The 13,741-nt window shown below is 71.5% G+C and carries 13 protein-coding genes; 12 read left to right on the forward strand and 1 reads right to left on the reverse strand.

The window, feature by feature from the left end; all coding sequences use genetic code 11:
• The first annotated feature begins 21 nt into the window (after nucleotides 1–21).
• Together ku and Aph01nite_RS27955 are read left to right on the forward strand one after the other, a co-directional pair.
• Entirely contained in the window at nucleotides 22–915 is an 894-nt protein-coding gene (ku, locus tag Aph01nite_RS27950) for a non-homologous end joining protein Ku (protein WP_204043982.1), read from the forward strand.
• Nucleotides 916–943: 28 nt separating this feature from the next.
• Complete coding sequence (locus tag Aph01nite_RS27955; RefSeq protein WP_204043983.1) at nucleotides 944–1,441, forward strand: hypothetical protein; 498 nt, start codon at nucleotides 944–946, stop codon at nucleotides 1,439–1,441.
• A gap of 39 nt (nucleotides 1,442–1,480) precedes the next feature.
• Here Aph01nite_RS27955 and Aph01nite_RS27960 read toward each other — a convergent pair whose 3' ends face one another.
• Nucleotides 1,481–1,864, reverse strand: coding sequence for a hypothetical protein (locus Aph01nite_RS27960; RefSeq protein WP_204043984.1), 384 nt, complete (start codon nucleotides 1,862–1,864; stop codon nucleotides 1,481–1,483).
• Between the two features lie 148 nt (nucleotides 1,865–2,012).
• On the opposite strand from Aph01nite_RS27960, the gene Aph01nite_RS27965 reads away from it, so the two are divergent.
• The 10 genes from Aph01nite_RS27965 to Aph01nite_RS28010 form a co-directional block, all read left to right on the forward strand.
• Nucleotides 2,013–2,915 (forward strand): alpha/beta fold hydrolase, encoded by a 903-nt coding sequence (locus Aph01nite_RS27965; RefSeq protein ID WP_204043985.1) that lies wholly within the window; start codon nucleotides 2,013–2,015, stop codon nucleotides 2,913–2,915.
• Between the two features lie 112 nt (nucleotides 2,916–3,027).
• Nucleotides 3,028–4,209, forward strand: coding sequence for an adenylyltransferase/sulfurtransferase MoeZ (moeZ, locus tag Aph01nite_RS27970; protein ID WP_204043986.1), 1,182 nt, complete (start codon nucleotides 3,028–3,030; stop codon nucleotides 4,207–4,209).
• Nucleotides 4,210–4,281: 72 nt separating this feature from the next.
• Nucleotides 4,282–5,001, forward strand: coding sequence for a hypothetical protein (locus tag Aph01nite_RS27975; RefSeq protein ID WP_239162029.1), 720 nt, complete (start codon nucleotides 4,282–4,284; stop codon nucleotides 4,999–5,001).
• Nucleotides 4,995–6,302, forward strand: coding sequence for a S8 family serine peptidase (locus Aph01nite_RS27980; RefSeq protein ID WP_239162030.1), 1,308 nt, complete (start codon nucleotides 4,995–4,997; stop codon nucleotides 6,300–6,302). The genes Aph01nite_RS27975 and Aph01nite_RS27980 overlap by 7 nt, the downstream gene beginning before the upstream one ends.
• Nucleotides 6,303–6,311: 9 nt before the next feature.
• Nucleotides 6,312–7,145: a hypothetical protein gene (locus Aph01nite_RS27985; RefSeq protein ID WP_204043987.1), complete on the forward strand. Its 834-nt coding sequence runs from the start codon at nucleotides 6,312–6,314 to the stop codon at nucleotides 7,143–7,145.
• Entirely contained in the window at nucleotides 7,139–8,263 is a 1,125-nt protein-coding gene (locus Aph01nite_RS27990) for a S8 family peptidase (protein WP_204043988.1), read from the forward strand. Before Aph01nite_RS27985 ends, Aph01nite_RS27990 begins: the two co-directional genes overlap by 7 nt.
• Before the next feature lie 101 nt (nucleotides 8,264–8,364).
• Nucleotides 8,365–8,766 (forward strand): hypothetical protein, encoded by a 402-nt coding sequence (locus tag Aph01nite_RS27995; protein WP_204043989.1) that lies wholly within the window; start codon nucleotides 8,365–8,367, stop codon nucleotides 8,764–8,766.
• The gene (locus tag Aph01nite_RS28000) at nucleotides 8,763–9,068 is read left to right on the forward strand and encodes an MGMT family protein (RefSeq protein WP_204043990.1); all 306 of its coding nucleotides are present in this window, start codon (nucleotides 8,763–8,765) and stop codon (nucleotides 9,066–9,068) included. The genes Aph01nite_RS27995 and Aph01nite_RS28000 overlap by 4 nt, the downstream gene beginning before the upstream one ends.
• 51 nt (nucleotides 9,069–9,119) lie before the next feature.
• A complete protein-coding gene (locus tag Aph01nite_RS28005; protein WP_204043991.1) occupies nucleotides 9,120–12,008 on the forward strand; it encodes a CDP-glycerol glycerophosphotransferase family protein in 2,889 nt (962 codons plus the stop codon).
• A gap of 405 nt (nucleotides 12,009–12,413) precedes the next feature.
• Nucleotides 12,414–13,741, forward strand: a 1,328-nt coding sequence (locus tag Aph01nite_RS28010; RefSeq protein ID WP_204043992.1) for an ATP-dependent helicase, incomplete at its 3' end; no start/stop codon positions are given.

The following is a 13,741-nucleotide window of genomic DNA, read 5'->3' on the forward strand; positions in this document are numbered from 1 at the left end:
CAAAGAGACGAGTATGTGGCTATGCGTAGCATCTGGAAGGGCGCCATCTCGTTTGGTCTGGTGACGATCCCGGTGAAGCTGTACTCCGCCACCGAGCAGAAGGACGTGACCTTCCACCAGGTGCACCGCGCCGACGGGGGCCGCATCAAGTACCGGCGGGTCTGCCAGATCGACGGCGAGGAGGTCCCCTACTCCGACATCGCCAAAGGGTACGAGCTGGCCACCGGCGAGATCGTGGTGCTCACCGACGACGACTTCGCCGACCTCCCCCTGACCACCTCCCGCCGGATCGACGTGCTCCAGTTCACCCCGGCCGAGCAGATCGACCCCATCTACTTCGCCAAGACGTACTACCTGGAGCCGGACGCCCAGGGGGCCAAGCCGTACGTGCTGCTGCGGGACGCGCTGGAGCGGTCGGGGCAGGTGGCGGTGGTCAAGGTGGCGCTGCGGCAGCGGGAGTCACTGGCCACGCTCCGGGTACGGGACGGGATCTTCGTGCTGGAGACGATGCTCTGGCCGGACGAGGTCCGGGTGGCCGACTTCCCGTTCCTGGAGGAGGACGTGGAGGTCCGCCCGCAGGAATTGAAGATGGCCGAGTCGCTGATCGAGACGATGGTCGCGGACTTCGATCCGGGGGAGTACCGGGACGCCTACCGGGAGGCGCTGCAGGAGGTCATCGAGGCCAAGGTCGCCGGGCGTGAGGTCGTCGCGCCCGAGGTGGCTCCCGAGGAGGGGCCGGCCGTGGACCTGATGGCCGCGCTCCGGGCCAGCGTGGAGGCGGCGAAGAAGGAGCGTGAGGCGGCCAAGAAGCCGGCCGCGAAGCCCGCCGCCAAGACCGCCGCCAAGTCCGCGAAGCCGGCGGCGGAAGAGGAGGAGAAGCCCGCGGCCAAACGCCGGGCCAAGAAGTCCGCCTGATCACCCGGGATGCCCTTAGCGTGCCGCGATGAGAGAGGTCATCGCGGCACGCTCTCGGACATCAGGTGCTGGGCGTCATGCCCAGTGGCAGGTCACCTGGCCGGACCGGTTACCACCAGCCGCCGCCACCGCAGCCGCCGCGGCGGTGCCCGCCGCAGCCGGTGTTGCAGCCGCGGTTCCAGCGGTGGTGGTGGCACCCGACGTGGTGGTGATGGTGGCGGATGTGCCCGAAGTGGTGGTGGCGGTGGTGGAAGTGGCCATGGCTGTGGTGGCGGTGGTGATGGTGCCCGAAGTGCCGGTGATGGCCGAAGTGCTGGTTGAAACCGAACTCCCGGTTGTGGCCGAAACCGCGCTCGCCGAAGCCCTCTTCGCCGAAGCTGTCGAAGCCGGAACTGGCTTGGGCGGGGGTCGCCATGGTGGCAGTCGCCAGGGCGGCACCGCCTGTGGTGATTGTGGCGGCGATCAGTGCTGTGGCGATTCGCTTGAAACGCATGTCAAAGCTCCTATGTGTTCTGTGACGAATTAGTCGGATTAGTCGGATTGGTCGGGCTGATCGGGCGCGTGGTTACCAGCGGCCGCAGCCGCCGCGCCAGCGGCGGGCCCCGCAGCCGACGTTGCAGCCGCGGTTCCAGCGGTGGTGGTGGCACCCCACGTGGTGGTGATGGTGGTGGTGCCGGATGTGCCCGAAGTGGTGGTGCCGGTGGTGGAAGCGGCCGTGGCCGTGGTGGTGGTGACGGTGGTGGCCCCAGTGCCGGTTGAAGCCGAAGTCCTCGTTGAAGCCGAAGCCCCGGTTGTTGCCGAAGCCGAAGCCCTCGTCGCCGAAGCTGTCCGAGCCGAAGTCGGACGAGCTCGCCTGTGCGGGCGTCGCCGTGGCGGCGGTGGCGAGAGCCGCGCCGCCGGTGGTGAGAGCGGCGGCGATCAGCGCGCTGGCGATGGTCTTGAACTGCATCCGTTACTCCTTGTGTTCATCTGGTGCCTAATCGTGTTATGTCCTCACTCTCCGTGCCAAAACGGGCAGAAATGGGCCTTTGCGATCACTTAGAGTAGTTGTGGCATATGCTGGGGCAGACGGGACGTAAACGGCAGGAGGCTGTGCGATGGAGCTGGGGTTTCCGGAGCCTGTCCCCGCCTGGCCGGCGGAGCTGCTCGACCTGGGCGATATGGCGCTGAACGTGCGGACCGGGCCGTCAGGTCCCGCCGAACGGGCGGTCTACGTCCACGGCCTGGCGGGTTCCGCCACGAACTGGACCGATCTGATGGCCCTGCTGGCCGCCGACGTCGAAGGCTTCGCGGTCGACCTCCCCGGCGCCGGATACTCGCCCGCCCCCGCCGACGGCGACTACTCCATCGGCGCGCACGCCCGCGCGGTCGTCCGCCTGATCGAGCACGTCGGGCCGCCGGTGCACCTGTTCGGCAACTCCCTCGGCGGGGCCGTCTCGGTCCGGCTGGCCGCCGCCCGGCCGGACCTGGTGCGCTCCCTCACCCTCGTCTCCCCGGCCCTCCCCGACCTGCTGCCCAGGGTCGGCCCGGCCAGGATCGCCATGTCCGTCACCCCCGTGCTGGCCGAGTGGGTGATCAAACGCCTCACGGCCGTACCGCCGGAGCGGCGGATCCAGTCGACGCTGGAGCTGTGTTACGCGGACCTGGCGCGGGTGCATCCGGCCCGGCTGGAGGAGGCCATCACGGAGCTGCGCCGCCGGGACGGCCTGCCGTACGCGGCGGGGGCGCTGCTGGCCTCGGCGCGGGGGATCGTGCGGGAGTACTTCAGGAACGACCTGTGGCGGGAGGCCGGGCGGATCGCGGCGCCCACCCTGGTGCTGCACGGCGGCCGGGACCGGCTGGTGGACGCGCGGATGGCCGTCCGGGCCGGGCGGACCTTCCCGAACGTACGGATCGTCACCCTGCCGCGGGCCGGTCACGTGGCCCAGATGGAGTTCCCCGAGGTCGTCGCCCGGGAGGTCGGACGGCTGCTGGCCGAGGCGCGTACGGTTGTGCGGTAAGCGGTTGCCGGATTGGGGAATGCGGGGACACCCGAGCTAGGTTGAGATGTGACACGTGGGCGCGTGAGTCCGCGTGAGCCGTACCCCGAATGCCCTGAAATGGGAGAGAACTGTGTCGTTGCCACCGCTGGTCGAGCCGGCTGCCGAGCTCACCGTCGACGAGGTGCGTCGCTACTCGCGCCACCTGATCATTCCCGATGTCGGGATGGCCGGGCAGAAGCGGCTGAAGAACGCCAAGGTCCTCTGTGTCGGCGCGGGCGGCCTCGGGTCCCCGGCGCTCATGTACCTGGCCGCGGCCGGGGTGGGCACGCTGGGCATCGTCGACTTCGACATCGTGGACGAGTCCAACCTCCAACGGCAGATCATCCACGGCCAGTCCGACGTGGGCCGGCTGAAGGCCGAGTCGGCCGCCGCGTCGGTGCGCGAGATCAACCCCCTGGTCAACGTCGTCATCCACAACGTGGCGCTGACCACCGACAACGTCATGGACATCTTCGCCGGCTATGACCTGATCGTGGACGGCACCGACAACTTCGCCACCCGCTACATGGTCAACGACGCGGCCGTGCTGCTCGGCAAGCCGTACGTGTGGGGTTCGATCTATCGGTTCGACGGGCAGGCCAGCGTCTTCTGGGCCGAGCACGGCCCCTGCTACCGGTGCCTCTACCCGGAGCCCCCGCCCCCCGGCATGGTCCCCTCCTGCGCCGAGGGCGGCGTGCTCGGCGTGCTCTGCGCCTCGATCGGCTCCATCCAGGTCAACGAGGCCATCAAGGTCCTCACCGGCGTGGGCGATCCGCTGGTCGGCCGGCTCATGATCTACGACGCGCTGGAGATGAAGTACCGCGACGTCCGGGTGCGCAAGGACCCCGAGTGCGTGCTGTGCGGCAAGAACCCCACGGTCACCCAGCTCCTGGACGACTACGAGGCCTTCTGCGGCACGATCTCCGACGAGGCCGCGCAGGCCGCGCTGGGCGCCACCATCACCGCCGCCGAGCTCAAGCAGATGAAGGACCAGGGCGAGAACATCTACCTGATCGACGTCCGCGAGCAGAACGAGTACGAGATCGTCAGCATCCCCGGCTCGGTTCTCATCCCCAAGGGCGAGTTCCTCAGCGGCGCCGCCCTGGAGAGCCTGCCCCAGGACAAGCGCATCGTCCTGCACTGCAAGTCGGGCGCCCGCTCCGCCGAGGTCCTCGCCGTCCTGAAGAGCGCCGGTTTCTCCGACGCGGTGCACGTCGGCGGCGGTGTCCTCAGCTGGATCAAGACCGTGGACCCCTCCCTGCCGACGTACTGATCTCGCACTGATAACGACCTTCCGGACCGTTTGTGGGGATGGCAGTCCCTACTGGGGGTTAAGGTCGGGGCCGTGAAGGAGCGACGCAGTTGGCCGACGATGCTGGTGGCGTCCGCTCTCACGGTCAGCTGCGCGCTGGTCGCCGGGGTGGGGGCCAGCGCCGCGCTGGCTGAGCTGACCCGGCAGCCCACCACGCAGGAACTCCGCCAGGCGGCGGCGGCCGAGGTCGGCCGCCGCTGGCGGGTGTGGCCGGCCGGGAAGGTCTTCCCGGCCACCATCGCCTACACCGGCGAGCAGGGCGGCGCGGAGCGGGCGCGGCGGGTGGGCATCTCGGCCAGGACCGACTGCGCCGCCGCCGTGGACGCGGCGCTCCGCGAGACCATGAAGGCCGCCCGCTGCCAGGGCGTGCTGCGCGCCACCTACCTGGACGCCCTGCAGGGCATCGTGGTCACCGTGGGCGTGGCCGCGTTCCCCGACGCGGGGGCCGCCGACAGTGCCGCCGCCGCGCTGCCGCAGGGCGGCAAGCCCGCGCCGGGCCTGCGCGCGCTGGCCTTCCCGCGCACGGTGGCGGACCGCTTCACCGCGGCGGGCCGTCAGGTCGCCACGGTACGGCGGGCCGGGCCGTACCTGGTCATGACGACCGCGGGGCAGACCGACGGGCGGCCGGCGAGGGCGCTGGGACGGCAGCGGCCGACCATGTTCACCTTCACCGGCGACCTGGCCGACCAGATCGCCAAGGACCTGCTCACGCCCGTGTTGCCGGACTGCGCGTCCAAGGAGTTCCAGTGCTGAAACCGCTGCGCGCGCTCCTGACCCTGCTGCTTCTGGCACTGCCGGGCCTGCTGGCCGCTCCCGCCGCCGCCGACGACGTGCGGGGGAGCCAGGCCGCGGTGCTCAGGACGCTGGGGCTGGCGAAGGCATGGCAGGTCACCAAGGGCCGTGGGGTGCTGGTGGCCGTGCTGGACTCCGGGGTGGATCCGGGGCACCGCGACCTGGTCGGGTCCGTACGGATCGGCAAGGACTTCACCGAGGGCGCCAACCCCAGCGACGTGGAGCCCGTACGCCTGCACGGGACGTACATGGCCTCCCTGATCGCCGGGCACGGGCACGGCCCGGGACGCGGCGACGGCGTGATCGGCGTCGCCCCCGAGGCCCGCGTGCTGTCGGTACGGGTGATCCTGGAGGACGAGGAGCCCGGCTTCCGCACCTTCAACGCCGAGGCCAGATACGAGGGCGTGGTCGCCAAGGGCATCAGGTACGCGGTGGACGCCGGCGCGGACGTGATCAACCTGTCCATCTCCAAGGACCTGGCCACCGAGGCCGAGCGGGCCGCCATCCGGTACGCGATCTCCAAGGGCGTGGTGCTGGTCGCGGCGGCGGGCAACGACGGCGCGGGGCGCAGGACGGCGCCGTTCTCCTATCCGGCCTCGATCCCCGGCGTGATCTCGGTGGCGGCCGTGACCAGCACGATGACCCGGGCCTCCTTCTCCAACCGCAACTCCTCGGTGATGCTGTCCGCGCCGGGCGTGGACATCCTGGGCGCGGGACCGGACAACGAGTACTGGGTGGGCCGGGGCACCTCCCAGGCGACCGCGCTCGTCTCCGGCGTCGCCGCCCTCATAAAAGCGAAATATCCGAAAATGTCGCCTGCGGTGGTGGCGCAGGCGCTGGCCTCCTCCGCGGTGGCCCCCGGCGGCGCCCGGGCCGCCCGCTACAACACCGGCACCGGCTTCGGGGTCGTCAACGCCTCCCGCGCGCTGCGCATGGCCGCCGTGCTCTCCCGGCACCGGGCCATCGCGTCCGGGCCCGGCGTGCAGCACCCGGACCGCCCGATCGCCAGCGCCCCGCCGGAGCCGGTCGTCGTCGTCAACCGCAATCAGCAGGCCATCACCGTGTTCGCCGGGATCGGCCTGGCCGGTCTGCTCGGCGCCGGCGGTGGGCTCATGGTGGTGGTCTTCCTGGTCAGAAGGGCCAGACGCAACGCCGGTGTGGTCGCCATCCGGCGGCATCCGCTACCACAACCGACGCCCCAGCCGATGCCACCGACTGAGATACCTCTACCGAATCGTTGGCATACGGACGCATCGACGTAACATCAGAGTATGTCGCCTCAGCAGCCACGGACCGGCCGTACCCGGGTGCGCCCGTGGCCTGCCTCGCGGGGACGTGCCGCCGCCGCGCAGGCCGCCAGGGAGCGCGCCGAGTTAGCCCGCGGCATCCGGCTCCGCTCGATCTTCCTGGCCGTCATGGCCGCGGTGCTCGGCGCCTCGGCCATCACCGTGCTGCTGGGCATCGCCGCCCTGCTCCAGGAGACCAGGTCACGCCCGCTCACCGGCGCCGAGCGCGCCGAGTACGTGAAGCAGGACGTCGCGCGCCGCTGGCATGACTGGCCGGCCACTGTGGTCTTCCCGGAGGAGCTCGAATACACCGGGCTGGCCCGTACCCAGCAGTTCGCCCGCAGGGTCGGGGTGGCGCCGGAGATCCCGTGCTGGGCCGGGGTGGACGCGTCGGTCGCCTCGGTGCTCAACGAGAGCGGCTGCCGGGTCCTGCTCCGTTCCACGTACGTGGACCAGTCGGCCACGTTCGCGATCACGGTCGGCGTGGCCGTGCTCAAGGACGAGGACGCCCGCGTCAGCGCCGCCGCCAAACTCCCGGTGGACGACCGGGTCGGCGTGCGCCCGGTGGCCTTCCCCGGGACGGTCACCGACCGGTTCGGGGCCGCCCAGCGGCAGCGCTCCGCGTGGGTCGGCGTCGGTCCCTACATTGTCTTCGTCACGACGGGGTATACGGACGGCAGGACGCGAGACTCGATCCCGCCGGAGGAGGCCTTGAACAGCGAGATGTGGCCGACCGCGCAGGCCATCGGCGGCCGGGTGGCCCGTTCCCTGGGCGAGGAGCCCGACGTGCCGCGCTGCACCCAGGGGAACGTGTGCTGAGGACCGCCGCCTCGCTGGCGGCCACCGTGATGGTCCTGGTGGCCGCGCCCGCGCCGACCCCGTTGGACCGGTTGAACGTCGCGCCCGTCTGGAAGCAGACCAAGGGCTCCAGCATCACCGTGGCCGTGCTCAGCCAGCGGGTGGACGCCAACGCCCCCGAACTCCGCGGCCGGGTGGTCCACGCGCCCGACATGACCGGCAACTACTACTCCGGCCCCGACACCCGCTCCGGCCCGTACGGCACCGCCATGGCCGCACTCATCGCCGGGGACGGCCGCGGCGGCGGCGTTCAGGGCGTGGCCCCCGAGGCGCGCATCATGTCGGTGCCCGTGCTCGCCCCCCCGCTGGGGAACGAGCTCATCGACCCGCAGGCCGGCAGCGGCGGCATGATCGACAGCCCGATCGCCCGGGGGATCAGATACGCGGCCAACCACGGCGCCCAGGTCATCCTGGTGCCGGTCGGCTCCTTCGGCGTGGCCAGGATCGACCGGGACGCGGTGGCGTACGCGCTGGCCCGGGGGGTCGCGGTCGTGTCGGGCGTAGGGGACTTCGGGCAGTCGCCGTACGCGCGGGAGACGGGCACCTCCTACTGGCAGTTCCCGGCCGGCTACCCGGGCGTGATCGGCGTGGCCGCGGTGGACGACAAGAACGCGGGCGCGCCCTTCAGCAGCGACAACCTCTCGGTGCTGGTCGGGGCGCCCGGAGTGGAGATCCCGGTGGCCGGCGGGCAGCGGGTGACCGGGACCGGCTCGGCCGGCGCCCTGGTCGCGGGCGTGGTGGCGCTGATCAAGGCGGCGTACCCGGAGCTGACCCCGGATCTGATCGCGCGGGCGCTCACCGAGGGCACCAGGACCCAGCCGCCGGCCGGCTACGACGACAAGATCGGCTTCGGCGTGGTCAACGCCGAGCGGGCCTTCACCCGCGCCGGGGAACTGGCCGCCTACCAGCGCGCCCTCGACGTCTCCGGCGAGTTGCACTTCGGCGGTGGACCGCTCTCGGAAGGACCCGTGCGCCCCGGCCCGGATCCGGTTAGGCTCTGGGTCTACGGCATCGGAGTGGTGCTGGGCCTGGGCGCCTTCGGCGTCTCGGTGATACTGCTGGCGCGCCGTGGCAGCTGATCACATAACGGCGGCGAAACGAGTGCTTTTCGGCTGCGGGCTGCCTCAAGTTAGGCCAACTGGTCACAGGGCGGGGCAAAGTTTCGCTAGGGTCGCGCCTCATGGGTTACGAGTTGCGCGTGGAGCGGGAGATACCGCTCGGCTACACCGAACTCGCGAAGTCGCTGTCGGCCGACACCTCCCCTGAGGCGTCCGAGGCCGGGTTCGAGCTGCGCGGGTTGCGGGAGGCCGGCGAGGTGGTCGTGCGCTTCGGCGACGCGACACACACCGTCGCGACCTGGGCCACCTCCGCCTGCCGCCTGGTGGGCGAGCCCGCGTCCGACTGGCAGCTGGCCCAGCTGGCCGTCCTGTCCGGGCTGGTCGGCGGGCGGCTGACCGGCGAGGACGGCGAGGTGTACGCCGTCAGGGACGGCATCCTGGAGCAGGTGAGCGGCTCCTCGACGCTCGAGTTCGGCAAACTGGAGGAACTTCTGGCGGCCGGGCCGAGCAGCTGGAGCGAATGAGGCCGGAACCGTCGCCGTACGCGGAGCGGGTGCTCGACCTGGTCGAACGCATCCCGCCCGGCAAGGTCATGTCCTACGGCGACGTGGCCGAATACCTCGGTGAGGGCGGTCCCCGGCAGGTCGGCAGCGTGCTGTCGATCTGGGGTGGCGGCGTCCCGTGGTGGCGCGTCATCCGAACAGATGGAACTCCGCCACCGGGACACGAAAGCGAGTGTCTGCGCAGGTGGCGCGAGGAGGGAACACCGGTCAAAGGGGCCCGAGCCCAGATGAGTAGGGCACGATGGGACGGAACTCCTCTGTGACCGGCATTACTATTTCCAGAAACCCGGTCATCTGAAGGGTGGTGCCCCCTTATGACACCCGCACGCCAGGGCGATGTCGCCGCTGAACGACTGCGGGCTGTCCAGGAGCTCTATGACCGGGGCGAGACCATCGACGCTCTGGTCCAGCTCGTCCGCGCGGAAGGCCTCGACAAGGCCCAGCGCAGGACTCTGGACGGCGAGGTCCTGGCCGGACCCCTCGGCTTGCGGCTGGACGCCGCGGCCAAGCGGGGCGCGGCCCGGCGCGCTCAGGCGATCGCGGTGCTCCGCCCCTACCTGGAGAGCGTAGACCCCAAGGTCAAGAAGGCCCTTCCGGTCGGTCGCCGGGTGGCGTACCACTTGATCGAAACCGTCGACCCGGCCGAGCTGGCCGAGAGCGACGCGCTGGCCAAGCTGGCCGCCGCCGGGGCCGAGCCGTCCCGCCGCGTCCGCCACGGCCTGCGCTGGTACGCGGACCTGCCGGTGGAGGTGGACCGCGAGCTGCTGCGGCTGCGCTCCGCCGACATGGTGCCGGTCACCCAGATCGACGACATCACCTGGACGGGCAAGCGGCTGCGCATCAGCGGCCACGCGTACCTGGCCGGCCTGTCGGTCCGCAGCGGCCGGTTCAACCGGGCCACCGTGGTGCTGCGCGGGCCGCGCTGGCTGCCGCCGGTGACTCTGAAGACCAAGCGCACGTTCCGCCCCGAGGCCACGCACGCGGCCCGCGAGCCCGGGTGCAACTACGACTGGGCCGGCTTCACCGCCGAGCTGAACCCGTTCGCGCTGCGCTGGCGGGCCGGACTGCGCGCGGTGGTGCGCGGCACCAAGCGGGTGCTGCGCCGCCGCCACACCGTCCGCGACACCACCACGTGGCGGGCCGAGATCGTGATCTGGAGCCGCGCCGCCCGGGCCACCGGCGTGCTGCGCGGCCCGGCCATCGGCCGTACCGAGCGGCCCGCCGGGCTGAAGGTGCGGGAGCGCTGGTGGGTGCGCCCGGTCTGGACCTCCGACAAGGCGCTCCAGGTCGTGCTCCACCCGACCAGGGCCGAGCTGACCGGCGTGTCACTGGAAGGCGACACCATCGAGCTGACCGGCTTCCTGCCGGGCCGCCCGGTCAACAAGGGCAAGGCCAGGGTGGGCGGCCACCGCATGGCCGCCGACTTCACCCCGGTCGAGGGCGGCAGCCGCTTCTCGCTGTCGCTGGCCGTGCAGACGCTGCTCAACGCCGACGCGCGCCGCCTCTGGGTGGAGCCGAAGGGCGACCCGGCCGCCTCCGTCATGCTGGAGGGCACGCCGGAGACCCGGCTGCTGGTCGGCGACCGCGAGATCACCGTGCAGGGCGACCGGCGGGACCGGGTGGTCGTCTCCGGCCACAAGATCCTCCCGGTCATCACGGCGATGCGCTGGCAGGACGGCGCGCTGGTGCTCTCCGGCGACTACCCCGACCCCGAGGACGGCCCCCGCGACCTGCTCCTGCGCCACCGCGGCGGCCTCACCTTCCGGGTCCCCCTCACCCGCGAGGGCACCTCCTTCGAGGTACGGCTCTCGCCCGGCGCGATGCCCCGCTTCGGGGGATCCGTACCGCTGTCCGAGGGCACCTGGAACCTCTCCGTCGCCCCTCCCGGCAAGTACGGCCCGGCGATGGTCCCGGTCCGCGTGCACCACGCCGCGCTGGCCGGCCTGGACGAGGACTCGCGCACCATCGACGGCCGCGTCTACCGCTTCGTCGCCACCCGCTTCGACGTGCCGGTGCTGGTCGCCGCCGAGGAGCGTCCCGGTGACGAGCGCAGCGCGGCCGGGCTCTGGTCGCTCAGCCGCAACCTCTACCCCGCCCACCGCGCCAAGCCGGTCCGCGAGGCCACCGTGTACGCCTCGTTCGACGGCCGGGCGTACTCCGACAACCCGCGGGCGATCTACGAGGAGCGGCTGCGGCGCGGCGACGACAGCGAGCACATCTGGGTGGTCCGCGACGGCGCGTTCATCCCGCCCGGCTCCCGTGAGCTCGGCCTGGGCGACGGCATCGAGCCGACCGTGGTCCGCGAGGGCAGCGGCGAGCACTACGAGGCGCTGGCCCGGTCCCGCTACATCGTCAGCAACCAGTTCCTGCCGGCCTGGTTCCGTACCCGCGAGGAGCAGGTCTGCCTGCAGACCTGGCACGGCACCCCGGTCAAGCACGTCGGCCGCGACCTGGCCCACATGCGCCGCGAGCCCCGCCCGCCGGTCTGGCACCGCCAGGCCGCCGAGGTCCGCGGCTGGGACCTGCTGCTCTCGCAGAGCCCGTGGGCGTCCTCGATCCTGCGCAAGGCCTTCGGCTACGAGGGCGAGATCCTGGAGTGCGGCTACCCCCGCAACGACAGCCTCTTCACCCTCGGCGACGCCACCGCCGAGATCAGGCAGCGCATCGGCATCCCCGACGGCAAACGCGTCATCCTGTACGCGCCGACCTTCCGGGACTACGACCGCAGGAACGCCGCCGTCAAACTGGACCTCGCGGACGCCAAGCGCGCCCTCGGCGACGACCACGTCATCCTGGTCCGCGGCCACCTGATGCAGGCGTTCCCGCACGTGCACTCCCACGACGGCTTCGCCATCGACGTCACCACGTACCCGGACATGGCCGACCTCATGGCCATCGCCGACGTCCTGGTCACCGACTACTCCTCGGCCATGTTCGACTTCGTCGCCACCGGCCGCCCGGTCGTCCTCTTCACCCCCGACCTCGACAAGTACCGCTCCACCCGCGGCCTCTACCTCGACCTCGAAGCCAACCGCCCCGGCCCCCGCCTGGCCAGCTCCCCCGAGGTCGTCGAAGTCCTCCGCACCATCGACACCGTCTCCCTCCGCCTGGCCGACCGCCACGCCACCTTCACCCGCACCTACGCCCCCCACGACTCCGGCAAATCCGCCGCAGCCGTGGTGGACCACGTGTTCAACACCTGACGGTTTCACGACAAACCCGCCGCGCGCTCCAGCCTCGCGGCGGGTTTGTTTTATGCCGCAGGCCGGTGGATCAGGGGGTGCAGCGCGTCCGGGTGCGCGGGGATGCGTCGTGGTGCAGGGCGGAGCCCAGAAGCGTCGCGCTGGGGATCATGTCGCGAACGGGGCGAAGCCCCAGGGGTAGCCGTTGGGGAGCGGGCGAAGCCCGGGTGGCGGTTGGGGGGCGGGGCGAAGCCCCGGGGAAAACAAAAGGGTGGGTGGGTGGGGGAATGCGGGGTTGGTGGGTTGTGGACGGGATAGACCGAAACGGCCTGTGACTGTGTCGGTGCCGGGTTCGTGGGGGTGTCGGGGCTAGCGTGCCTTGAAGCGGGCGCGATCTGTCTCTGCGATCTGGTGGAATGAAGTGCTATGAGTTATCGGCTGGTGCGGCGTGGGGGCGTGGGGCGCGGGGTCGCTCCCGTGCTCGACGAGCATCAGCGTGCCGTCGTGGAGCATCGGGGCGGACCGCTGCTCGTCCTGGCAGGCCCCGGGACCGGCAAGACGACCACCCTAGTGGAGAGCGTCGTCGAGCGGATCGAAAGACGCGGAACCGATCCGGAACGCGTACTCGTCCTGACCTTCAGCCGCAAAGCCGCCGGTGAACTGCGGGAACGCATCACGGCCCGGCTGCGCAGAACCACCAGGACACCCCTGGCGCTCACCTTCCACAGCTACGCCTACGCGCTGCTCCGCCGGGAGGCCCTGCTCGCCGACGAACCCTCGCCCCGCCTGCTGACCGGCCCCGAACAACTCCTGGAGATCCGCCGCCTCCTGCACGGCGAACTCGAGGACGGTGCCCGCCTGTGGCCGGAACGCATGCGCGAAGGCCTCAAAACCCGCGGTTTCGCCGAGGAACTCCGCGACTTCCTGTCCCGCGCCGCCGAACGCGGCCTGGACGGCGACGCCCTCATCCACCTCGGCCGGACCCACGGCCGCCCCGACTGGGAGGCCGTTGGCCACTTCTTCCACCGCTACGAGGACCGCTTCGACCTCGACCCCACCGTCTCCCTCGACTACGCCGAACTCATCCGCGAAGCCGCCGGCCTGCTCACCTCCGGCGAGCCCCGCGCCCGCGAACGCGCCGCCTACGACTGGGTCTTCGTCGACGAGTACCAGGACACCGACCCCGCCCAGGAATCCCTCCTCCGCCAACTCGCCGGCGAAGGCCGCAACCTCGTCGCCGTCGGCGACCCCGACCAGTCCATCTACGGCTTCCGCGGCGCCGACGTCCAGGGCATCCTCCAATTCCCCACCCGCTTCCGCACCGTAACCGGCCGCGAAGCCCCCGTAATCGCCCTCCACCTCTCCCGCCGCAGCACCCCCACCCTCCTGACCGCCTCCCGCCGCATAGCCTCCCGCCTCCCCACCGCCCCCCTCCCCACTCCTCCGGAATCTCCCTACATCCAGCCCACCCTCTGGGACCTCCCCCCAGACCCCCCCTCACCCGAAACCCACGACGAGTGGGGCGTCCCCACCCCCCACGCCCCCGGATCGGCATTCGGGAGTCGCACGATCACGGCACCGACCGGTGACGCGAGCAGCGAAACAGGGCCCGGCCACCCAACGGCAATGCGGCCGGGTCGCGACGAGCGGGGTGGACCGAGGTCGGACCGCAGGGGAGTCGAGCCGGGTCGCGACGTGCGGGGTGGACCGGGGTCGGACCGCATGGCAGTGGAGCCGGGTCGCGACGCGCGGGG

Origin of the sequence: Acrocarpospora phusangensis (assembly GCF_016862995.1) — a bacterium.
Taxonomy (GTDB): domain Bacteria; phylum Actinomycetota; class Actinomycetes; order Streptosporangiales; family Streptosporangiaceae; genus Acrocarpospora; species Acrocarpospora phusangensis.

Coding starts and splice junctions, on each gene's coding strand:
- Aph01nite_RS27995 (WP_204043989.1), top strand. CDS start 8,365: ATGGGTTACGAGTTGCGCGTGGAGCGGGAGATACCGCTCGGCTACACC.
- Aph01nite_RS27955 (WP_204043983.1), top strand. CDS start 944: ATGAGAGAGGTCATCGCGGCACGCTCTCGGACATCAGGTGCTGGGCGT.
- ku (WP_204043982.1), top strand. CDS start 22: ATGCGTAGCATCTGGAAGGGCGCCATCTCGTTTGGTCTGGTGACGATC.
- Aph01nite_RS28000 (WP_204043990.1), top strand. CDS start 8,763: ATGAGGCCGGAACCGTCGCCGTACGCGGAGCGGGTGCTCGACCTGGTC.
- Aph01nite_RS27960 (WP_204043984.1), bottom strand. CDS start 1,864: ATGCAGTTCAAGACCATCGCCAGCGCGCTGATCGCCGCCGCTCTCACC.
- Aph01nite_RS27965 (WP_204043985.1), top strand. CDS start 2,013: ATGGAGCTGGGGTTTCCGGAGCCTGTCCCCGCCTGGCCGGCGGAGCTG.
- Aph01nite_RS28005 (WP_204043991.1), top strand. CDS start 9,120: ATGACACCCGCACGCCAGGGCGATGTCGCCGCTGAACGACTGCGGGCT.
- Aph01nite_RS27985 (WP_204043987.1), top strand. CDS start 6,312: ATGTCGCCTCAGCAGCCACGGACCGGCCGTACCCGGGTGCGCCCGTGG.